General features: G+C 68.8%; 20 protein-coding genes. 4 read left to right on the top strand and 16 right to left on the bottom strand.

Annotated features, from left to right (window positions below; translation table 11 throughout):
- Window positions 1-147: 147 nt before the first annotated feature.
- The 6 genes from HUA75_RS44675 to HUA75_RS44650 all read right to left on the bottom strand — a co-directional run bounded on the left by HUA75_RS44675 (window position 148) and on the right by HUA75_RS44650 (window position 5,380).
- Entirely contained in the window at window positions 148-726 is a 579-nt protein-coding gene (locus tag HUA75_RS44675; protein WP_174489934.1) for a carboxypeptidase-like regulatory domain-containing protein, read from the bottom strand.
- A gap of 276 nt (window positions 727-1,002) precedes the next feature.
- Window positions 1,003-2,253, bottom strand: a complete 1,251-nt coding sequence (locus HUA75_RS44670; RefSeq protein WP_174489933.1) for a kelch repeat-containing protein — start codon at window positions 2,251-2,253, stop codon at window positions 1,003-1,005.
- Window positions 2,250-3,053, bottom strand: coding sequence for a hypothetical protein (locus HUA75_RS44665; protein WP_371746342.1), 804 nt, complete (start codon window positions 3,051-3,053; stop codon window positions 2,250-2,252). The genes HUA75_RS44670 and HUA75_RS44665 overlap by 4 nt, the downstream gene beginning before the upstream one ends.
- Window positions 3,054-3,282: 229 nt before the next feature.
- Window positions 3,283-4,089 carry a Rieske 2Fe-2S domain-containing protein gene (locus HUA75_RS44660; protein WP_174478661.1) on the bottom strand — a complete coding sequence of 269 codons (807 nt, stop codon included), beginning with the start codon at window positions 4,087-4,089 and terminating at the stop codon, window positions 3,283-3,285.
- Window positions 4,086-4,664 (bottom strand): YceI family protein, encoded by a 579-nt coding sequence (locus tag HUA75_RS44655; RefSeq protein WP_141646648.1) that lies wholly within the window; start codon window positions 4,662-4,664, stop codon window positions 4,086-4,088. The genes HUA75_RS44660 and HUA75_RS44655 overlap by 4 nt, the downstream gene beginning before the upstream one ends.
- A gap of 62 nt (window positions 4,665-4,726) precedes the next feature.
- Window positions 4,727-5,380, bottom strand: coding sequence for a hypothetical protein (locus HUA75_RS44650; protein ID WP_246137581.1), 654 nt, complete (start codon window positions 5,378-5,380; stop codon window positions 4,727-4,729).
- 618 nt (window positions 5,381-5,998) lie between these two features.
- Between HUA75_RS44650 and HUA75_RS44645 the strand changes: the two genes are divergently transcribed.
- Entirely contained in the window at window positions 5,999-7,723 is a 1,725-nt protein-coding gene (locus HUA75_RS44645) for a GAF domain-containing sensor histidine kinase (protein ID WP_174489931.1), read from the top strand.
- A gap of 5 nt (window positions 7,724-7,728) precedes the next feature.
- Here the strand turns inward: HUA75_RS44645 and HUA75_RS44640 are convergent, their stop codons facing one another.
- From HUA75_RS44640 to HUA75_RS44630, 3 genes are all read right to left on the bottom strand, one after another.
- Window positions 7,729-8,154, bottom strand: coding sequence for a nuclear transport factor 2 family protein (locus HUA75_RS44640; protein WP_141646645.1), 426 nt, complete (start codon window positions 8,152-8,154; stop codon window positions 7,729-7,731).
- Between the two features lie 132 nt (window positions 8,155-8,286).
- Window positions 8,287-9,720, bottom strand: coding sequence for a hypothetical protein (locus HUA75_RS44635; protein WP_174489930.1), 1,434 nt, complete (start codon window positions 9,718-9,720; stop codon window positions 8,287-8,289).
- A 152-nt stretch (window positions 9,721-9,872) separates the two neighbouring features.
- The gene (locus HUA75_RS44630) at window positions 9,873-11,528 is read right to left on the bottom strand and encodes an ATP-binding protein (RefSeq protein ID WP_174489929.1); all 1,656 of its coding nucleotides are present in this window, start codon (window positions 11,526-11,528) and stop codon (window positions 9,873-9,875) included.
- A 408-nt stretch (window positions 11,529-11,936) separates the two neighbouring features.
- Between HUA75_RS44630 and HUA75_RS44625 the strand changes: the two genes are divergently transcribed.
- Complete coding sequence (locus HUA75_RS44625) at window positions 11,937-12,269, top strand: hypothetical protein (protein ID WP_174489928.1); 333 nt, start codon at window positions 11,937-11,939, stop codon at window positions 12,267-12,269.
- A gap of 65 nt (window positions 12,270-12,334) precedes the next feature.
- On the top strand, window positions 12,335-13,135 hold the full coding sequence (locus HUA75_RS44620) for an acyl-CoA desaturase (protein ID WP_141646642.1): 801 nt from the start codon (window positions 12,335-12,337) through the stop codon (window positions 13,133-13,135).
- Here the strand turns inward: HUA75_RS44620 and HUA75_RS44615 are convergent.
- From HUA75_RS44615 to HUA75_RS44595, 5 genes are all read right to left on the bottom strand, one after another.
- Window positions 13,104-14,081: a cytochrome c gene (locus tag HUA75_RS44615; protein WP_174489927.1), complete on the bottom strand. Its 978-nt coding sequence runs from the start codon at window positions 14,079-14,081 to the stop codon at window positions 13,104-13,106. The genes HUA75_RS44620 and HUA75_RS44615 overlap by 32 nt on opposite strands.
- Window positions 14,082-14,101: 20 nt before the next feature.
- Window positions 14,102-14,764, bottom strand: a complete 663-nt coding sequence (locus HUA75_RS44610) for a cytochrome C oxidase subunit III (protein WP_174489926.1) — start codon at window positions 14,762-14,764, stop codon at window positions 14,102-14,104.
- Between the two features lie 64 nt (window positions 14,765-14,828).
- Window positions 14,829-16,574, bottom strand: a complete 1,746-nt coding sequence (locus tag HUA75_RS44605) for a cbb3-type cytochrome c oxidase subunit I (RefSeq protein ID WP_174464269.1) — start codon at window positions 16,572-16,574, stop codon at window positions 14,829-14,831.
- On the bottom strand, window positions 16,571-17,380 hold the full coding sequence (locus tag HUA75_RS44600) for a cytochrome c oxidase subunit II (protein WP_371746341.1): 810 nt from the start codon (window positions 17,378-17,380) through the stop codon (window positions 16,571-16,573). Before HUA75_RS44600 ends, HUA75_RS44605 begins: the two co-directional genes overlap by 4 nt.
- A complete protein-coding gene (locus HUA75_RS44595; RefSeq protein WP_174489925.1) occupies window positions 17,377-17,646 on the bottom strand; it encodes a hypothetical protein in 270 nt (89 codons plus the stop codon). The genes HUA75_RS44600 and HUA75_RS44595 overlap by 4 nt, the downstream gene beginning before the upstream one ends.
- A 562-nt stretch (window positions 17,647-18,208) precedes the next feature.
- On the opposite strand from HUA75_RS44595, the gene HUA75_RS44590 reads away from it, so the two are divergent.
- Complete coding sequence (locus HUA75_RS44590; protein ID WP_141646637.1) at window positions 18,209-18,868, top strand: SCO family protein; 660 nt, start codon at window positions 18,209-18,211, stop codon at window positions 18,866-18,868.
- Window positions 18,869-19,879: 1,011 nt separating this feature from the next.
- Here the strand turns inward: HUA75_RS44590 and HUA75_RS44585 are convergent.
- Together HUA75_RS44585 and HUA75_RS44580 are read right to left on the bottom strand one after the other, a co-directional pair.
- Window positions 19,880-20,332 carry a hypothetical protein gene (locus HUA75_RS44585; RefSeq protein WP_141646636.1) on the bottom strand — a complete coding sequence of 151 codons (453 nt, stop codon included), beginning with the start codon at window positions 20,330-20,332 and terminating at the stop codon, window positions 19,880-19,882.
- 140 nt (window positions 20,333-20,472) lie between these two features.
- The gene (locus HUA75_RS44580; protein ID WP_141646635.1) at window positions 20,473-20,949 is read right to left on the bottom strand and encodes a hypothetical protein; all 477 of its coding nucleotides are present in this window, start codon (window positions 20,947-20,949) and stop codon (window positions 20,473-20,475) included.
- Between the last annotated feature and the right edge of the window lie 21 nt (window positions 20,950-20,970).

The following is a 20,970-nucleotide window of genomic DNA, read 5'->3' as shown; positions in this document are numbered from 1 at the left end:
CGCGCAGCTCCGCGTTGTCCGGGTGTTCGTAGAGGCGCTTGAAGTCCGCGAAGCCATGGCGCCGCGCGATGAGCAGGAGGCACTCGCCCTGCGTGACGACGTGGGTGGTGGGCATCTCCCCCTCCTCAAGTCTTGTCGACTGGTAGTTCATCTCCAACTGCTTCCGTCCAGGTCGGGGAAGGAGACCTGGCACTGCCCCGGATTCACGCCGTCCACGCGGGCGTAGCCGTTCTTGTTGAGGGTGCCCTCTCGAGTGGTGCCGTCCGGCAGCGTCACCATGTAGTGCGCGTTGGGGACGGGCTTGCCCCCTTCGTCCGTCAACTCGATGACCAGCCATGTCGGCTCCTCGATGGACGCCTCCGCGGACTTCTGGATGAACGTATCCGGCCAGGGTGGGGGCACGAGCACGGGGCGCTCCACCTCCAGCGCCACCAGCTCGCCGCGGGTGAAGGCGTCGGCGAGCCGCTGCTTGAGGCGTCGCTCGTACTGGCCGCGCTCCAGTCGGGACTGCCCCAGTAGCGGGCCGCCGCCGAGCGCCTCGTCCATGGCATGCAGCGTGCGCGCCGTGGGCGTCGTCAGCCAGTGGTCGAGAGCGGACGTGACGAAGACGTCCGGCACCCAGTTCCGTTGCGCCTCGCGCGCCTCGCGGCTGGCGGATGGGACGACGACCCAGTCCGCTCCTCGGGCCGGCAACGTCCACCGGCGTTCCCCACTTGGTTGCGACATGACAGCGTCCCCCTCGGCCGGAGTGTACTTGCTGGGACTGACCTGAGGCATTCCCGACAGGCTGGCCGCATGGACCACGCCCAGCGTCGCCAGTGACAGCGACAAGACCCTCTTGGCATGCAGTCGTCCCCGAAGAGTCCGTCGAGGAAGGCCTACACCTCCTTTTCATTGATGGGGGCTCACCCTGTCGAGGGTGTTCTACTCTGCGCACAAGCCGGCGGACCTGCCGCTTCCTCGTCAGCTTGCTGAATGAGGGGATGCCTCAGCGGTGGGACGTCACGGGGTGTAGAGCTGGACGATGCTGAGCGGATTCCAGTCGTCCGCGACGTCCGTGCCGCCAATCACAAGCACCTCTCCCTTGCTCAAGCGCGTAGCGGTATGGCCCACCCGAGAGGTCGACATGCTTCCGGCCTGTGTCCAGCGCCCCGCCGGACTGTCCAGAATGAACAACTCCGCCGTGTCGTGAGCCGCGCTCTCGGCCGCGTTGGAGAATCCCCCGGTGACCAACACCTTGTCCCCCGCCAGGGGCGTGGCCGTGTGGCCAAAGCGTGGCACCGACATGCTGCTCGCGCCGGACCACGTGCTCTGAGTTGGGTCGAAGAGCACCGCGGTGTTGCCGACCTTGGAGCCAGCGACCAACAGCTTTCCTGACGTCAGCAAGGTCGCCGTGTGTCCCTGTCGTCCGACGCCCAGTACCGACCGCTGGATGGGCTGCCATCCTCCATCCGGGAGGTAGGTCTCGGTGGAATTCTCGGCCCCGACATTGTTGTAGCCGCCGACCGCCAGAGCGACCCCATTCACCAGGCTCACAGTCAGCGTGTTACGGCCGGCATCCAGCGTCCCCGCATCCATCCAGGTTCCCGGTGCGCCAGCCGTCGGGCTGTAGAGCGCCGTGGTGCGCAGTCCGCCAGTCGCGTTTTCTCCCCCTCCGACCACCAGTACCTGGCCCGAGGGCAACAAGACGGCGGCATGCGCCGCGCGATGGCCCGTGGGTATCGTCCCAGCGGGCGACCAGGTCTTGGTGCTCGGGTCGTAGATTTCGGCACTGGCCACGGCATCCGTCTCGCTTTGACGTCCACCCACCACCAAGACCCTGTCATCCGAAAGCAGGGTCGCGGTGTGGTCCACGCGAGGCGTATCCAGCGAGTCCACCGCGGTCCAATCGCCGGTGGACGGTTCATACACCCCCGCCGTGGCGATGATGACACCACCTGTCGAGAGCCCACCCACTACCAGCACACCGCCACCTTCCAGCAGCGTCGCGGTATGACCGGAGCGAGGCTCCGGGAGGGACTTGAGAGACGACCAGCCCGTCGGCCTGGGGCCTCCGGCGTCGCCCGCATCACCGGCATCACCCGCGTCACCTGCATCACCCGCGTCACCGGCATCACCCGCGTCGCCGTCGCAGATCCCCGGGTTCTCCCGGCACCACTTGTTCGTCGCGCCATCCACGTCGATGCACGACGCGATGCCAAGCAACCCCGCCGCCACCAGCACCGCCATCATGATGCGCACCAGCGACCTCACGGCCACCTCCCGGTAACGAAGGCGGACGTGCCATCCGTCCCCACCGTCAGCGCCAGCGGGCCCGGCTCCGGTGCCCCCAGCAAGTACATCCCCGTCGCCACGCCCAGGCTCACCGCTCCACCCACCCACAGCCCCACGCCCACCGACTGCAGCGACCGCGTCCGCGAAGCCACCGCACGCGCATCCTTCTCCGTGCGGATGTCCTCGGACGGCCCATCCAGCTTCCCCTGCTCCTTCGACGCCAGGAACCACATCACCCCGCCCCCCACCGCCAACACCCCACCCACGACGGCCGGCATCCACGCCCGCTCTCGCAGCGAGGAGCCCTCCGTGGCCACCTCCGCCACCGGTGCGGCAGACACCACGGGAGCGCGCACCACCGGCTGCGGGGACTCAGGGACGTCCATCTTCAACGCGTCCGGGCGCTCACCGCGCGACGCCAGCTCCTTCAACACCTTCTGCCGCACCGCCTCGAAGCGCTTGCGCAGCTTCGGCGACACCGTCAACGGCAGCTTCGCGTCTGGATTCAGGAAGAGGGCCGCCTGAAAGGCCGCGTCCGACTCCTCCTGCCGCCCCTGACTCAGCTCCGCCAACGTGACTCCCTCATAGAGAGACACCGCCACGTCGTCCTCGGGGCCCTTCGACACCTTCTTCGCGCGAGCGATCTGCTCCAGCGCCCGCTCATACGCCAGGTCCTCGATGAGCCGGTTGATGGACAGCAGGTAGCGCCGCACGTCGGGGGAGACCTCCGCCCGCGCACGCAATGGCAACACCAGAAGCCCGAGCCACAAGCCCCACACCCAGGCCCCACTTCGCCAGGACAGCCTCGGACAAAACCGGTTGGTCGGCATGGATTCCATTTTCCCGGGAGATCCATGCTCGATTTGTCCAAGGGGTACAAGAGGCCCCACTCGCCCTCGGCGCGAGCGAAAACGTCAAGGGCCTCGTGAGTCCCCACACTCGTGGAAACCCGCGAGGCCCTCCGGTGCAAACCCTCTCACCGACAGAGAGAAGGTCGCCCACCGAGCGTCACTGCACGCCCGTCACCACCACCGCGTCTGGCGTCTCCGTCACGGTGAACTTCTTCAACGGCAGCACCGCGGGGCCCTGTGTCACCTCGCCCTTCGCCGTGAAGATGGAGTTGTGGCAGAAGCAGATGAGGTCCTGCTCCGCCGGCCGCGAGGTCACCTCACAGGCCTGGTGCGTACACAGCCCGTCCACCGCGGACAGCGAGCCGTCCGCCAGCCGGAAGACGAAGATGCGCTTGCCGTAGCCGCCCGGGACACCCTCCACCACGCTGCCGTTGTCCCGCAGGGTGGGGAACTCGGCGAAAGGCAGGCGCACCTCGCCGCCCACCGCCGACGGGAAGCCATCTTCGCCGGCGCGCAGGTCGATGCTCAGCACCTGCGTCCCCGCGTTGTACTTCGAGGCGAACTTGCGCAGCCCCACCGTGGCCGGCCGCTGCGTCACCGAGCCATCCGCCGGATTGAACTTCGACAAATGGCACGGGCAGACGACCTCCCGGCCGTCGAACCCCAGCGGGCAGGCCGCGTGCGTGCAGAGCGACGACAACACGGAGTAGTCGTCCCGCGCCGCGTGCGTCACGAGCAGCGGCGTGTCCTCGCCCGCCACTCGCACGGTGATGGCCCCGCCCACGCGCTCCAGGTCCGGATAGCGCGACACCAACAGGTCCACCGTGCCCGCGTCACTGGCCGACACGTCCGTCACCGGCGCGGGGTCGATATCCGGCGCGCAGCCCGGCAGCGCCGTCGCCGCCGCACCCGCCGCGCCCGTGCCGAGGATGCCCTTCAAGAAACCTCGTCGCGACGTGCTCACTTGCTCTCCACCTCGAACACCAGCCTGGGCTCCAGCACGAGCTCGTCGTCCACCTTCACCATCAACAGCGAGGGACGCTCAATCTTGTAGGACTCCAGGCTGACGGTGAACGAGCCATCCGTCGTCACCTCCGTGGCCGACTTGAACAGCACCGTCACCGGCACCTCCACCTTCTGCTTCACCCCGTGGAAGTCGAGCTGCCCCTTGAGCGTCACCGGCACCTTCGTCGGAAACGTCGTGGGCACCGTCACCCCCGTGGCCGCTCCCTTGAACTCGACGGTGGGGTACTTGGCCACCTCCGTCACTTCCTGCATGTGGATGTCGCGGTTCTGGTTCTCCGAGTCGAAGTCCTTCACGTTGGCGACCACCATCACCTGCAGCGTGCCGTCCGCTTTCAGGTTCGCCTTGCCGGCGATGGGCTTCGCCGTGCCGACGACTTTGTGCGCCGGGTGATTGAGTCGGTACGTGAGGGTGCTGGCATCCTTCTTCAGCGCATACGCCTTCGCCGTGCCCTGGGCCAGGGCAGGCAGGGAGACAAGCAGGGTGGTGAGCAGCGCCAGTCGTCGAACAGTCATGTCCATCTCCAGAAAATCAATGTCAGCCCACCCGATGCCCAACGGCACGCGGGCGAAAAGATTCAGAAGAACAGCGTGAAGATACCGGCCGACACCGCGCCCAGGGTGGTGAAGCCAACGACCTGGTGCGCGGTGGCGAGGTCCGTCTCCGACAGCCGTCCATACCGGTCCGTCGCCATGATGCCGAGGATGATTTGCGCCACCATCGCCGCCGTCGCGATGGACATGAAGATTTTGTGGAAGGTGATGGTGTCCCACTGGAACTCCTCCTTCTCCAGGGGCTTGGGGGCCAACAGGCCCAAGAGGCCCACGGAGGCGAACACGACGGAGGTGCCCACGGCGAACCCGCGGTGCAGACCCAGCAGGTTGCGGTCATCACCGCCACCGCGGAACGAGTCGTTGAACTGGAGCTGGCCAAGCACCGTCGTGGTGACGAGCCCCGCGGCCAGCGCGAACCCCAGCCCCTGGTGCAGCTTGAGCATGGTGCGGCGGCGGTCGAGGCGCGCTTGCAGCTCCGGGTCCACCTTGGCCGCGCCCGCCAGCTCGTCAGGCTCCAGCAGGTCGAAGTCCAGCGAAGGGTCCTCCGCCGCGGGCTGCTGTTCGGCGGGCGCTTCCGTCTTGGGCGCGTCCTTGGGTGGCGGCGACTTCTGTTGGGCGCGAGCGGTGGTGGTGGACAGCAAGGACAGGATGACGAGGACGGCGGCGAAACGGTTCATCAGTGGGTATCCGTGAGGGCGCGTGGCAGGTGGCCGAGGCGGACGGGGCTTCAGGGTGTGCCGGGCGTCCTGCTTCCATCATGCCGACGTGACTCACGAAGAACCCGGAACCGATTGCAAAGTCGCCGCAACAGGGACCGGCCAGGGGTTTCGTGGACGCGATGCCAGAAGGCGGAGGCGACCGGAGACAGCCTGCTTGGGAGACCCGAACGAAACCTCCGTGCCAGTGATGACCTCGGAGGAGTGACTCCAAGGTCCAGGCGGGACGGTAGCGCCACACTCCGCGTAGCGGAAGCCGCTTGAGGGGCGGGGCCGTCTGTCCGACAGCCACCTTCCTCCGGGCTCGGGGTCGGAAGCCGGCGGCTGGTGTGTTCACTGGCCGCGCGGAGGACTGACTGCCGCAGGACACTCATCCCGCCGGGGCCGGAAATCCGGCCTGGGATGCGTTTCAGTGCACGGAGCTCGCGGCGTCACCTGCGCCGTCGGGCAGCGCGCATGGAGAAGCATTCGTCCATCAGCCTCCGCTTGCCACCACCCGACGAAGGACAGGGTCCGGGGGGGGATTTGCTGGCAGAAAGCCGCCGGGCCCGTGCCAGCGCCGAGCTCGCTCGCGCGCGCATGCGCAGCCTCCAGTCCCTCACGCTGGCCCTCTCCGCCGCCCTCACCCCCGAGGACGTCGCCCGCGCCGTCGTCGTGGAGGCCGTGCGCACCCTGGAGGCGCAGACCGGGGGGCTGTATTTATTGAACGCGGCGGGCACGTCCCTGGAGATGGTCCACAGCGTGCGCTGCCCCCCCGCGGTGGAGGCCGCCTTCACCCACGTCCCCGTGGGCGCCCCCCACGTCCCGGTGGCCGTGGCCGTGCGCGACCGGGCCCCGCTGTGGATAACGGACCTGACCTCCATGGCCGTGCGCTTCCCGGAGGCCGCCGAGGCCGCCCGCCCCGAGAGTGGTGACGTGTCCATCGCCTGCCTTCCGCTCTTCTCCAGGGACAGGACGGTGGGCTGTCTGGCCTTCATCTGGGGTCGCGCGCACGACTTCGACACGGAGGAGCGCGCCTTCATCGACATGCTGGCGCAGCAGGCCACCATGGCCCTGGAGCGGGCCCGGCTGCTCGCGGCCGAGCGCGGTCAGGTGGAGCGCGTGGGGCTGCTCCAGCACGCCACCGCGGTGCTCGCCACCTCGTTGGACCTGGGCCACACCCTGCGCGGCGTGGCCCTGGGACTGGTGCCGACGCTGGGCGACTTCTGCATCATCGACGTGCTCGGGCCGGACCACGAGGTGCGCCGCACCTTCCACGCCGCCACGCCGGAGTGCGCGGGCCTGCTCGCCGCCAGTCGCTGGCACCCGCCCGAGCGCCCGGGCACGCCCATCTGCGCGCTCGCCAGCGGCCTTCCCGCCTTCCACCCCGACATCGACGCGGCCTGGGTGGAGGCCACCGCGTGCGGCCCCGAGCAGCTGTCCCTGCTGCGCGCCATCTCCCCCACCTCCTGGCTGTCCGTGCCCCTGGAGACGCCCGAGGGCGTGCTGGGCGCGCTGACCCTGGGCCACTGTCTGTCCGGCCGCCACCACACGGAGGAGGACCTGGCGCTCGCGGTGGAGCTGGCCCGCCGCGCCAGCGCCGCCGTGCAGAACGCGCACCTCTTCCACCAGACGCAGCAGGCGCTGCAGTTGCGCGACGAGTTCCTCGCCATCGCCAGCCACGAGCTGAACACGCCGCTGACGGCCCTCAAGCTCCAGCTCTCGCGGCTGCGGCGGATGTCCTCGGACGGGGACGTGCGCGAGCGCACCACGTCGGCCGTGCAGCAGGTGGACCGGCTGGGGCGGCTGGTGCGCGAGCTGCTGGAGGTGGCCCACCTGTCCGAGGGCCGCCTGCACCTCACGCCAGAGCCGGTGGACCTGGTGGACGTGTGCCGCGAGGTGATGGCGCGCTTCACCGAGGAGCGCGAGCGGGCGGGCGCCTCCCTCTTCCTGCACGCCTCCAACGCCGTCCCCGGGCGGTGGGACCACTCCCGCGTGGATGGAATGGTGACGCACCTGCTGTCCAACGCCCTGAAGTACGGCCTGGGACGGCCCGTGGAGGTGGAGGTGTCCTGCATCCCCGGAGACCTGGCGCGGCTGGTGGTGCGGGACAGGGGCATCGGCATTCCGGCCGAGCAGCTCGCGCACCTCTTCCAGCGTTTCGGCCGCGCGGTGCCGCTGCGGCACTACGGCGGCTTCGGCCTGGGGCTGTGGTTCTCCCGGCAGGTGGTGGAGGCTCATGGCGGGCACATCCACCTGGAGAGTTCGCCGGGGCTGGGCACCACCGTCACGGTGGAGCTGCCCCGGACGCCCGAGTCAGCCTGACGGAATCATGCCGGCGTGGTGGCGGGGACCTCCGAGCGTCGCGCGGTGCCGTGCGCCAGCTCCGTGCCCAGGGCGTGCGGGTCGTAGTACGCGTAGAAGCGGCGGATGTGCTCTCCGTCCCATTCGAGGATGGAGACGCCCTCGTAGGCCACGGCCGCGCCGTTGTGCGCGGTGCCCTGGGACTCCCATTCGAGCGCCACCCTGTCGCCGGCCTCAATCATGTTGCGGAAGGTGGACTTCACCTGACGCAGCGTGCCCTTGTACTCGCGCCAGAACTGACGCGCGCCCTCCTTGCCGGAGAAGACCCGGGACGAGGCCACGTTGCTCACGCGCGCATCGTCGCTGAAGAGCTCGATGAGGCCCTCCAGATCGCCGCTCTCCTCCAGTCTCGACAGTGCCTCCACGAACCGCTCCGCTCGCTCCGTCGCCATCCGCTGCCTCACTCGAATTGAATGGGGGACTTCCGCAAAAAAGGGTGCGCATGCGGCGTCCGAGGTGCCCTGCTTCCAGCCTCCTCCCTTGCCCGGCGGGCGGGCGCCGGGGTGGCCGGCCGCACCTGCCGCTCACGCGCCCTGGGCACGCGTCCACTCCTCGCGGTTCCAGCCGTTACGGACATAGCGCTCGCGCTTCGACTCCGGCAGCGCGTCCCAGGACTGGCCCCGTCCCAGTTCTGGAGGCTCATCGAAGAGGCCCACGTGCTGGCGATCCACGGCCTCCTTCGCGCGCTGGGCCGTCAGCCCCTTCATGTCGAAGCCCAGCCGCACTTCCGCTTTGTTCCCCGCCTCCTCCACCTGGGCGAAGACGCCCCCTCCGAACCGCGCTTCTTTCAGGTTGAGCGTCGTGTAGCTCCCGGCGAGCTTGCCCACGCCGAGCGAGACCTTCAGCTCTCCGTCCGAGACCTGGCTCACCTTGACGAGCCCCAAATCGAGCTTCATCTCCGACTGGAATCCGCCCTTCGTGTCCTGCGTGACCTTCAGGCCCACCGGCCCGCCCTTCAGCTCCACCCCGCTCAAGCCCTTCAGGTCCACCTTGCCGCGCGAGTCGACCTGCGCCTCGCCCCCCAGCTTGAGGTTGCCCTGGGTCAGCTCCGCCTTGCCCTTCAGCGCGAGGGTGCCGCCCGTGCGCTCTCCGAGGAGCGCTCGCTGGCGGGCATTGATGGCCTGATAGACCCAGTTGGTGGAGGTCGGCGCGCCCACCGCCAGCCGCCACTGCTTCGCATACGCCTCCCTCTCGGGGTCCCTCCGGTCCAGGCCCAGCACCGAGTCGGGCAGTCGCGCGTCCCGAGGCGCCCCGAGCTTGCGCAGCTCGGGCAGGCCCGGCGCGTCCTCCACCGCCTGCGCGTAGCGCCCCAGGTACGCCGCGTGGGCCGCGTGGAACGCCCTCCCCGCCGCGACGGCGTGCTCGCTCACGGCGTGCCTGAGGGACTCCGGCAACGCGGCGTCATTGCGGAGGAACTCCGGCTTGCCCGGGTAGCCCAGGGGCCCCGACGCGGGCTCTCCCGCGAGTCGCTGGAGGACCCCCTTCGCCTCAGCCTGCTTCAGGAAGGACTCGCGGGCGCCAGGGTCCTGCTCCGTGAGGAACGTCTTCAGGAGCCCCTCACGCTCCATCCAGTCCAGCGTCGCCCGGTACGCCGCGGGCGGGAGCTGTCCGAGCAACGTGTGCACCGTCTTCACGTCGGTGTCGCTGACGGCCCAGTCCCCGAGGCCGCGCGTCAGCCGCGCCTGGAGCTCCGACGAGACGTCCGAGGGGACCTCCGCGCTGGGGGCGCGCAGCCTTCCGCCCAGGGCCGCCAGCGCTCCGGCCGACACCGTCGGGCCCGCGACTCCAGGCGACGGCTCCGCGCCTCGGGGGGACGCTCGGCTGGAAGGGCCATCGTAGGCGCTCACCTCGTTGCGCGCCTGCGCGGTCGGCGTGCGTGGGAGTGACGGCGTGGGGACCGCGTCGGCGAGGGTGTCGAGGGGAAGGGACGTGCCGCCTGAGGCGTCGATTCGGGCCATGGGGTTCTCTCCGGAAGGAACCGCCGGCCCCACTGCATCCGACACACCAACCCCGTGCTCCGAGGCGCGAGGACGCGCGCTCCTTCACCGGGCATCGCGAGCCGCGGACGCGGAATCTCCCGAGGTGGACGTCCGTGGACGGGCTGCTTGCGTCACTCCCGGGGTTGGTAGGGCGCCGAGTCGGGAGGCAACTCCATCGTGAAGGTCGTCCCGGTGGACTCCTCGCTCACGACGGTCACCTTGCCACCATGGGCCCGGGCACAGCCCCACACCAGGGTCAGCCCCAGTCCCCAACCCTTCGCGAGCCCTTCCCGAGCGGAGCGTGTCCGCGTGAAGGGTTCGAAGAGGGTCTGCTGGTCGGCGCGAGGAATCATGCGACCCTCGTTGTGGACGGAGACACACGCGCCCTGCTCGGTCCGAGCGACGATGAGGGTGATGGGTGCGTCGGACGCGCCGTACTTCACCGCGTTGCTGACCAGATTCCAGAGGGCCCGGCGCAGCTGATCCGCGCTCCAGTTGCCCCGGACCTGCTGCTCCGGCGCGACGAGCAGGAAGCGCTCGCCGTGCAGGAGGCTCAGCTCCTCGATGACGTCGCGGGCGATGACGTCCAGGTCGCACGGCGCCAGTTGGAGCGCGAGCCGCCTCCCCGCCCGGATGAGGTTCGCGTCGAGAAGGTCCCTCACCATCCGGTCCGTGCGCTCGATGTTCTGGTCGATGCGTCGTGCCAGGTCGCGCCGCTCGTCCAGCGTCTCCGGGCGCCGGATGAGGAGCTGGGCCCCCATCTTCGCCGCGGACAGCGGGCCCCTCAAGTCATGGGCCAGGACGGAGACGAAGCGCTCTCGCAGCTCACGCTCGGACTGGAGCGCCGCCACCTTCGCGCGCAGGTCCGAGTAGAGCTTCGCGTTGTCCAGATGGACCGTCAGTTGCTCTCCCAGCGACTCGAGCCGTCGTCGCTCCCGGGCCGTGAAGTCGCGGGCCTCCGCGAGGCCGACGCACATGACGCCTATCAGGGCATGATGCGTGGCCAGCCGAAGCCCGAGCAGCGCCTGGATGCCGCTCCGATGAAGGTCTTCGTCCACCTTGAGCACCGTGGCCTCGGCGTCCTCGGCGGAGGTCCCCTCGTCCCCCGTCAACCCGGGGACCTGCGCGGCGAGGGGCATGGTCTCCAGCGTGGAGACGTATCGCGCCAGGGCCTCCTGCGCGACGCCCGCGGAAGCCACCATGACGAACTCACGCTGCTCCGGCTCATTCAACAGCAGGAGCCCTCCCTGGGCCCCCAGGCCTTCCATCACCAGCTCGAGCACCTCCACCAGACGTTCTCGCAGCGAGGCCGCATCCACTTCCAGCGCCTCGCTGGCCACGTTCTGGATGAGCCGCAGGTAACGCTTCTCCGTCTGCTCGTCGTCCCGCATGTGCTCGCTGAAGAGTTCGATGACGGCCGCCGAGGCGCCATGCAGCTCGATGAAGAGCTGCTCGACCTCCGCGACATCGGGCCGCGCTTCTCGCGGAGCCGTGGACCACATCATGGAGATGCACCGCCCCAGGAGCGCGAACTCCTCGACGACCTCCGCCACGTGAAACCCCTGGCGAAGCCGCGCGGCGACATGGCTCTCCACGTGTTTGCGTCGCATCGCGGTGGCGACCCCCAGCGGCTCGCCAGTCGCGAGCGAGGCCAGGTAGGTGGGCATGATGTTCTTGAGTTCGGGTTCATCCAGCCCCCGGGCGGAAGCGGCGCGGGTCGCCTCCGCGGTCCACAGACGGACGATGGCGTCGTGGTGCTCGCGAATGATGTCCGCGACGCGCTTCATGATGAGTTCCTGTCGTCTCGGAGCACGCATGCCGCACCACCTCTCCCCTCCCAGGAGATGCGTCGGGGGACTTGCTCGGTGGGAGTGGGTGAACAGGGAGGCAGGCCGTCGGCTTCCCGCTCACCGGGGTGAGCAACACCGGGTTCTGTTCGACGTACCGTGAGCGGAGCGCACGGTGAGCGGGCGTGTGCCCTGCCCCACGAGCGAGCCCCACGACTCCAGGGCGGGCCTGGCGCGCACCACGCCTCTGCAATGCCTACCCTCAAGATATCTCCCCCCATCCCTTCAAGCTGACCTTCCCCACGACGTGCGCGGCGGGCCGCCAGAGGTTCCGCCATGCTCTCCTACAACGTCGATATTCCCTCCCGCCTCCATCATGCGTACTGGCGGCTGCCCAATGAGGTCCGCATGACAGTCGCCCTGCATCTGGTCACCCTCGCGGAGATGGCTCCGCTGACCCGCGATGCCGACGACGGTGGACCGACGCGGAGCGACATCGGCGGACTGAACGCGGGACGCCATCACCTGCTGCTCGAGGGACTGTGGTTCGCCTACAGCATCAGCCCTCAGGAGAATCTGCTGCGCCTGCTCGACTTTGGCGACGCGAGCATGACGTCTCGCACTCCCTCCGCGCACCCACCTTCCGACTGGCGACAACGGCTTCCCGCGCAGGACGTCTGGACCAACGAGGGTGGAGCCCCCCGCCCCGCTGTCTGGACACCCGTCGCCTCGGGGGAATGAAGGCGGGCGGGTCCGTTTCGGGACGGGCCTGACAGGGTGATGACATGCCCGGAAGTTGAGCCGGTATGGTCTATCTCTTCTTCGCGTCACACTGGACGCTGAGCGTGCTCTTCCAGAGCCTCTTCCAGCACCGCTACGCCGCGCATCGCATGTACACGATGCGGCCTCGCACCGAGCGCGCCCTCCACCTCTGCACCGCGCTGGTGCAGGGCTCCAGCTATCTGGACCCGCGCGCCTACGCCATCCTCCACCGCGAGCACCACGCCTACGCGGACACCGAGAAGGACCCCCACTCGCCCGCGCACCAGAAGAATCCGCTGCGGATGATGCTCCGGACGGCCCAGCGCTACGCGGGCCTGCTCACGCGGCGCATCCAGCCGGAGGCTCGCTTCCTCGGGGGCTATCCCGAGTGGCCCGCGCTGGAGAAGGTCTTCAACAGCTGGCCCGCGCGACTGGGCTTCGGCGCGCTCTACACGCTGTTCTATCGGCGCTTCGCCACGCGCCGGTGGCACTGGGCGCTCCTGCCCGCGCACTTCGTGATGGGGCCGGTGCACGGCGCCATCGTCAACTGGTGCGGACACCGCTACGGCTATCGCAACTTCGCGAGCCGGGACGCGTCACGCAACACGCTGCCCATGGACGTGGTGTGCATGGGCGAGCTGTTCCAGAACAACCACCATGCCCGGCCCGCGAGCCCTGACTTCGCCGCGCGACGCTTCGAGCTGGACCCCACATGGCAGGTGATGCGGCTGTTGTCCCGACTGAAGCTCATCCGGCTCGCGCGCGTCCCCACGGAAGATGCACACGTGGCGCCCGTGCGCCCTCGGGAACGACTCACTGAGCCGAGCTTCGCAGTCGGGTCTTGAGCTCATCGGCCGCGTCCGTGTCGCGCAGCACGACGAGCGTCTGCACGTAGTACGCGAGCGCCCACAGGTTCTCCTCGGGGATGGCGCCCTTCCACGTGGGCATCGCCGCACCCCCCACGCCCGAGGAGATGACGCGGTAGAGGTCCTCGCGCTGGCGCTCGGCCGTGTACGTGGAGCCGTCCACCGTGTCTCCCACCGGCCACACCGTGCGCAGCGGCTGGAAGAGGAAGTCTGGAGGCAGCACCTTCTCCGTCTTCGTGGGCTCGCCCTTCGCGTCCACCGCCACCGGGTGGTCCGACTCGCGGGCCAGGGCGGTGTAGGGGTCCATCTTGGACAGGTCCACGTCGCGGCCCAGCGCCTTCTTCAGCAGCGCGGCCAGCTCCGAGCGGGGGAGGTACGCGACATGGCAGCTCGAGCAGCCCGCGTTCCCCGCGCCCGAGACGTGGTAGGCGACCCGGCCTCGCTCGATGGCCTCCGCGTCTCGGCCCCGCCACGGGTCGGTCGACATGGCCAGGGGCTTGCCGGGGACTTCTTCCTTCCAGCGCGGGCTGAAGGTCTTCACGTATTGCAGCACCGCGTCCAGGTCCGCGTCGGGCACGTCCCACGCGAACATCGGCGTGCCGTGCAGGCCGCGACGCAACGTGCGCTTCAGCGCATCGTCCGTGGGCAGCTCGCCAACCGCGACGCCGCCGAACTTGAAGAGGCCCTGCCGGAAGCTGCGAGGCACGGGCCTCATCCCACGCCCCGCGGGCCCTTGTCCGTCACCGAGTTCTCCGTGACAGGACGCGCAGTAGTACGTGTACACCGAGTGCCCGCGCGTGAGCGTCTCCGCTGGGATGACTCGGCCGTCCGCCAGCTTCAGGGGCTCGAAGGTGGGAGCACTCTTCGAGCGACAGCCCGTGAGCACGAGCGGCAACAACACCGTCAGGGCGCGAAGGGTGTTCACACGGGAAGTTCCGCGAGGAGTCATGGGAGGTACACCGCCACGAAGAGGAGCACCCACATCGCCGTCACGAAGTGCCAGCCCAGCACGTGACGACGCAAGGAGGCTCGCACGTCCGCGCCGCGCGTGTGGCGCCAGCAGACGAGGAAGAGATTGAAAGTCACCACGAGCACATGCAGCGCATGCAGCGCCGTGAGCCCGTGGAACGCGGATGCGGAGACTCCGCCCTCGGGGATGCGCACGTGCTCGGTCCACCAGGCCTGATGCGTCCACATCGCCTGGAGCGCGAGGAAGCCCAGCCCCAGGAGCAGGGCACCCCTCGCGGGCCACGGTGACTCGCGCCGACGGAGGCCCAGGTGGAGCACGGCGCTCCCCACGAGCAGCAGGAGCCCCGTGAGACTCAGCCCCAACAGGGACACGGGGAGCGTGGGCCACGGCTCGCGCATCCGATACCAGCCCACCGCGAAGGCGAGCGAGGCGAAGAACATCGTCCACGCGGCCAGCCCCAGCACCGTGCCGAGCCACGCGGTTCCCTCCGCGTTCGCGTTCTCCGTGCCGGCGTCGCGCGCTTCAGTCAGCGGCGTCATGCCGAGAGGTTGAGACCTCGAGGGCGGAGTGGCATCGGCGCGCGTCTCCGACTCGGAGGAGCGGGGCCCGTCCACCGCCGGCTTGCGCTCCGCGCTCATGTCGCGCACCTGGGGGCTCGTGCAGGGTTCGACAGGTGCTCGGCTGGACTCCGTCCGCGCTCGCTCATGTCACACTCCTCACGGTGGACACCGTGGCCAGTGCTTCTTCACCGGCACCCTCTCGGGCCACACCTGGCAGGACTTCCGCCTGTCCAATCCAGTCGCGCCCCAGTTGCTCCAGCACCTCCGGTTGCGACAGCGCATGCGGCCCGCGCAGCACCACGGGGACTTGCGTGAAGTTGCCTTCGCCGGGCGGGCTCGATGCACACGTCCACTCGAGCGTTCCCACCTGCCACGGGTTCGCTTCCGCGGCTCGCCCTCGACGCAACGTCCACACCAGGTTCACCACGAACACCCCCTGCGCGGCGCCCAGCAGGAACGCGCACACCGTCGTCCACTGGTTCAGCGGCAACAGGTGCTTCAGGTACGTGTACTGGTACGGGTCATACAGCCGCCGCAGTTGCCCCGCGTAGCCCGCCGCGAGCTGTCCGCCGAACACGCCGAGGAACAGCACCGCGCTCGACAGCACGTGCACCTTCGCGAGTCCCTCGTGCAGCGCGCGGCCGAACATCTTCGGGAACCAGAAGTAGAGGCCCGCGAAGAGGCCCAGGAAGCTCGCGGCCCCCATCGTCAGGTGGAAGTGCCCCACCACCCACAGCGTCCCGTGCAACGGCACGTCCGTGGCCACCGCGCCCAGCGCGAGCCCCGTGATTCCGCCCAGTCCGAACACCACCATCGTCGCCAGCGCCGCGAGCATCGGCGACGTCAGCCGCACGCTGCCTCGCCACAGCGTCATCAGCCAGTTGAGGAACATCACCTCCGCCGGCAGGGAGATGAGCAGCGTCAACACCATGAACGTGCGACCGAGCAACGGCGACATGCCACTGGTGAAGAGGTGGTGCGCGTAGACGAGTCCACTCAGCGCGGACACCGTCCCCATGGCCCCCGCCGTCAGTCGATAGCCATGCGCGGGCTTGCGACTGAAGAACGCCACCAGGTCCCCCACCATGCCCCACGCGGGCAGGATGAGGATGTAGACCTCCGGATGGCCGAACAGCCAGAAGAGGTGCTGATACACCACCGGGTCTCCACCACCGCCCACCGCCGCCGCGCCCGCGATGAAGAACTGCGTGCCCAGCAATCGGTCCATCAACAGCAATACTGTCGCAGCGGCCAGCACCGGTACGAACACCACGTTCAACACCGAGGCGAAGAACAGTCCCCACACCGTCAGGGGCAGTCGGCCCCACGTCATCCCCGGTGCTCGGCATCGCGCCACCGTGACGACGAAGTTCAAGCCGTACGTGAAGGCCGAAGTCCCCGCGCACAACACCGCCACCGTCACCAGCGTCTGCCCCAATCCGGGTGTGAAGGCCGACGTCGACAGCGGTGGGTACGCCGTCCAGCCAGCACTCGCCGGCCCGAGCCGCACCGCGAACGAGGCCAGCACCAACACGCCCCCGAGCGCGTACACCCAGTAGCCCAGCGCCGAGAGTCGCGGGAAGGCGAGCCCTCGTGCACCGATGGCCAGCGGCAACACGAAGTGCCCCAGTGCGCCGAAGAGCAGCGGCGTCACCGCGAAGAAGATCATCACCAGGCCGTGCATCGTGAAGACGGCCGTGTACGTGGGAGGCGTCAACGCGCCGTGGGACTCGGGCAGTGCCCATGCGAGCCCAGGCACCGGGCGCCCCGGCCAGGCCCACTGCCAGCGGATGGCCAGCGCCAGCAGTCCTCCGAGCAACAGGAAGCCCAGCCCGCTCCACAGGTAGCGCCGCGCCACGTCCTTGTGGTCGAGAGAGAGGAGACTCACGGCGCCTTCCACTCCCAGCCCCAGTGGGCCGCGCTGTCATCCACGTCGTACGCCTGCACGGCCTGCCTTCCCGCTTCGCGCAGCCATGCGGCATAGGCCTCCGCGGACAGGGCTCGCAGCTCGCCGCGCATGCGGTAGTGACTGGTGCCGCAGTGCTGATAGCAGGCCACTTCCCAGGCACCCTCGCGCGCGGCACGGAACCAGGTCTGATTCACGCGCCCCGGAATCGCATCCAGCTTCACGCGGAAGTTCGGCAGAGAGAAGCCGTGCACCACATCCGTGGAGACCAGCTGCACCCAGACAGGGACTCCCGCTGGCACGCGCAGGTCGTTCCACGTCACCACGTCGTCCGGTGTGTTGAAGCGGCCATCTTCGCCCGCGTAGCGCGCCTCCCAGGACCACTGGTGGGCGTTGATTTCAATCCGCACAGTGCGCGGGTCCTTCGCGGGGACGTCGAGGTTCCACAGCACGTCCCGCAGATAGCCCTCCGAGCCCACCAGCAGCGCGCCGTCCACCACCAGGAACGTGCTCAGCGCCAAGCCGAGCACCCACGCGCGGGAGCGCTTCGTGCCTCCGTCCGAGGCTGCTCGCTTCGAGCCTCGGAAGCGCCACACCGCCACCACCATCCACCCGAGCGCGAGGGCGGCCATGCCCGCCTCGAAGCGATGACTCCAACCCAGCAGCGCGTCGATGCGATGCCCGTCGACACTCGCGTCCTCGGGGAGCGCCAGCGTCCTCGCGCTCGTGCTCGTGCTCGTGCTCGTGTCCGACGATGGCTGGGATTTCTCCTCGACAGACGTGCTCACGCGCCATCCTCCCGGCCCGCGCGCCGCACCGCCCACAACCCCACGCCCACCACCAGGAAGGGCGTGAGCATCAACCCCACGACCAGGAGCGCGGAGCGCACCGCGGACTCGGGCTCGCGCAGGGAGCACGTCGCACAGGCGAGCACGTCCAAGGGGAGGAGGGCCAGGAGGAGCCCGGCGAGCGACAAGGTCCCGCGCATCGTTCCCGCTGGGAAGCGGAACACGGTGCCTGGCGCCTGGATGGGAAGTTCGACTGATTCGCTCACGCGCATCGCTCGCGATGAAAGAATGGATGCGCCTCGTCGTCGCGAGCTGGGGCTCTGTACGGAAATCGCCGCGGCTGCTCCGACTGGATACATGCGCGCTCGAAGCTCTCGACTCGGAAGGAGGGACACGGCGGCGTCGAGTAGCTTGCTCCCACGCAGCCCTCGCTCCGAAACGTGGGAGGCGGCGCCATCGAGTGACATGCGCCCATCCGCCCCTCGCTCCGAAACGTGGGAGGCGGCGCCATCGAGTGACATGCGCCCATCCATTTCTCGCTCAGGATGGCAGGACACGGCGGCGTCGCGTGCCATGCGCCCCGTCATCCCTCGCCCCGGAAGATGGGACGCGGCTCGTCGACTCGGAGTGGAGCGCTCTCGCCAGTCATCACCGCTCTCCCGGCTAGCACGCTGCCCCTGAGGCCTCAAGCCACGGCCCCGTCCGCGTTCCCCGGGCCCGCCTGCCCTCGGGGCGGCCTGCTGCCGGCTACACCTCGCGAGTAGGCAGGTTGACCCCTGGCCCTCCGACGCGCTTGTGCCCTCCCAGTCCTTTCGTTAGGTCCGGGCCATGTCCGCCGACTCCCCTCTCGCGCTCCCCCCGGCCCGTCTCACGCAACGCCCCGGCTTCTGGGCCGGTCTCGCCGTTGTCGCCCTGGGACTCGCCTCGGTCGCCGCCGTCAACCTGATGCGCGCGGGCAACGAACCCCTGCCCCAGCTGGGCGCCCTGCCGGACTTCACCTTCACCCGCCAGGACGGCAAGCCCTTCGGCAACACCCAGCTCAAGGGCCACCCCTTCATCGCCAACTTCATCTTCACCCGCTGCCCCACCGTGTGCCCGGCCTTCACCCGGAAGATGGCCCAGGTGCAGACGAGCACCGACTCCTTCGGCCCGAACCTCCAGCTCGTCTCCTTCTCCGTCGACCCGAAGTACGACACGCCCGAGCGCCTCGCCGAATACGGCCAGCTCCATGGCGCCAACTTCGCCCGCTGGAGCTTCCTCACCGGCGACTACGACGTGCTCAAGGACACCATCGTCCAGGGCTTCAAGGTCAGCATGGGCCGTGAGGCCGGCGCCGCCGAGGACGACCTGCTCTCCATCTTCCACGGTACGCACTTCGTCCTCGTCGACTCGCGCGGAGAGATTCGCGGCTACTACGACAGCGCTGACAGCGACTCGACCGACCGGCTCCTGCGCGACGTGAAGCGCCTCGCCCGCGAAGAGGGCTGACCCGCACCGAAACCCGGGCCGGGATGATCCACAGGGCGCGCCACACCCCTTCCCGGGAACTTCTCGCGGCAGCGCCACACCGCTTCGCATGGGCGTGATCCACCGCCTTAGAAGCCGAGAAAAAAGCCCTCAAAAATCCATACTGCCAGTATGGATTTCGCCTCAGGGGCGAGGATCACAACTGGGTATCCATTCACCCAGGTTTGGTGCCCGACCACGCGAACTGAGGGACTGCTTCGCCGTAACGAGGAGCATCCACTGAGCCTGGCTCGCTCCAAGCGGCTGAAATGCGGGCTCCTTCTCCGAAGGGAAGAGCCGCGCAGAGGCGGACTCACTCCATCGTCGCCAGAACTGGCCCGAACCTTCCAGAACGGAAGCCCGTCCCAGGCAGGGCCTGTTGAAGCCCTGGCCCTGTGAGAAGCCAGGCCTCAGCCCCCCTCACCTGTCGCTCCGACGAGAACCACCGCTCCAGCCACAAGTGCCTGGGCAAGCCGAAGGGCCAACCCCGCTCTCGCGGAAGACCAGCCCCGATGCCCATTCATCCTGGCTGGTAGGGGGCCCAACCTCGCGTGCAAAGCCAAAGGGCCACCCCCTCCTTCACGGAAGACCGGCCCTCCGTGCCCACCTCGTCGCTTGGGGACACGAGTCCTCCCGTCCCCTGCAAAGCCGAAGGGCCGGCCCCGCTCTCACGGAAGGCCAGCCCTCGGTGCTCATTCGTCTCGCCAGGGGACACCCAACCTCCCGTACCCCGCAAAGCCGGAGGGCTTACCCCGCTCTCGCGGAAGGCCAGCCCTCGGTGCTCATTCATCTCGCCAGGGGGCACCCAGCCTCCCGTACCCGCAAAAGCCGAAGGGCCGACCCCGCTCTCACGGAAGGCCAGCCCTTGGTGCTCATCCCTCTCGCCGGGAGACACCCAGCCTCCCGTACCCCGCAAAGCCGAAGGGCCGGCCCCGCTCTCGCGGAGGACCGGCCCTCGGGCTTGCCACATCTTCGCGCCAGGGGCGCGAGGCCTTACTCGATGAAGGAGGCGTGGCGCTGCGCGATGATGTTCTGCACGTTCTGCTGGCCGAGGACGTTGTCCGTCCACGCGCCCACCTTCTCGGCGCCAGCGCGAACCTGCTCGGCGACCTTGGTCACGTCCTCGATCTTCGAGGTGGCCTTCGCCAGCGCGCCGATGCCGCCGATGGGGCCCTCGCCGACCAGCGACGTCACGCCCTGCTTCAGCAGGCCGTCCACCACCGGGGCCAGGAACTTGCCCACGTAGGGGATCTTGTTGATCTGCTCGCTGATCTTGTTGGTGATGGGCTCGATGATTTCCGAGGCCGGCTTCTTCAGGAAGCCCAGCAGCTTCTCACCAAACTTCGCGATGCCACCGGCGAGGCCGCCGACCTTCTCCGCCGCGGAGCCAATGCCCTTGAGGACGTCCTTGAACAGCTTCGCGGGATTCAGATTGAACAGGCCCATGGTGACACCTCAGAGTTCGCGGGGGACGCGGAAGTTTGGGAGAGAGAAGACTCACAGTGATTCTCGACAGAGCGGCTGAATAGTTTCCGCCAGAATTTCCGTCGGATTTTCTTCCGCTTTCCAGCCCAGGGGGCCGGACCTCAGGCCCGGCCGCCACCGCCCCGCTTGATCTGATCCAACATCGCCTGCCGCGCCGCGGCGTCCTGGGTCCCCGTGGAGGGGGCGGACGGCGTCGACGGCGGCAACGGAGCGTCCGGCGCGCCCAGCGAGGGCTTCCCGCCCGCGGCCTTCTGCTCGAACTTGGAGTTGTCGAAGTCCGGAGCCGACCCGGGCAGCTCGCCCTTCATCCCTCGGATGAGGAGGTCCGCGGCCTCGTCGGACGTCAGCGGGGTGATGCCGTTCTTCTTCAGCTCCTCGTCGGGGACGATGTTCAGCTCCGGGTCGAGGTCCTTGTCCTGCGCGTACTTGAGGACCAGCTCCACGTAGTCCTCGAGCTTCATGTTCACGGCCGCGGCGATCTTCTTGGTGTCCGCGTCGCTCATCAGCTCGGCGCGAACCACCTCGATGGGCCGCTTGAGCCCGCGCTTGGGCTTGGGGGAAGCATTCTCCTGAGACATGTGATGCTCCGACGAAGAAAG

Source organism: Myxococcus sp. CA040A, from assembly GCF_013336725.1.
Classification (GTDB): Bacteria; Myxococcota; Myxococcia; order Myxococcales; family Myxococcaceae; genus Myxococcus; species Myxococcus llanfairpwllgwyngyllgogerychwyrndrobwllllantysiliogogogochensis.
The sequence above is the reverse complement of the archived record's forward strand: the minus strand, read 5'-3'. Positions and strand labels throughout refer to the sequence as shown.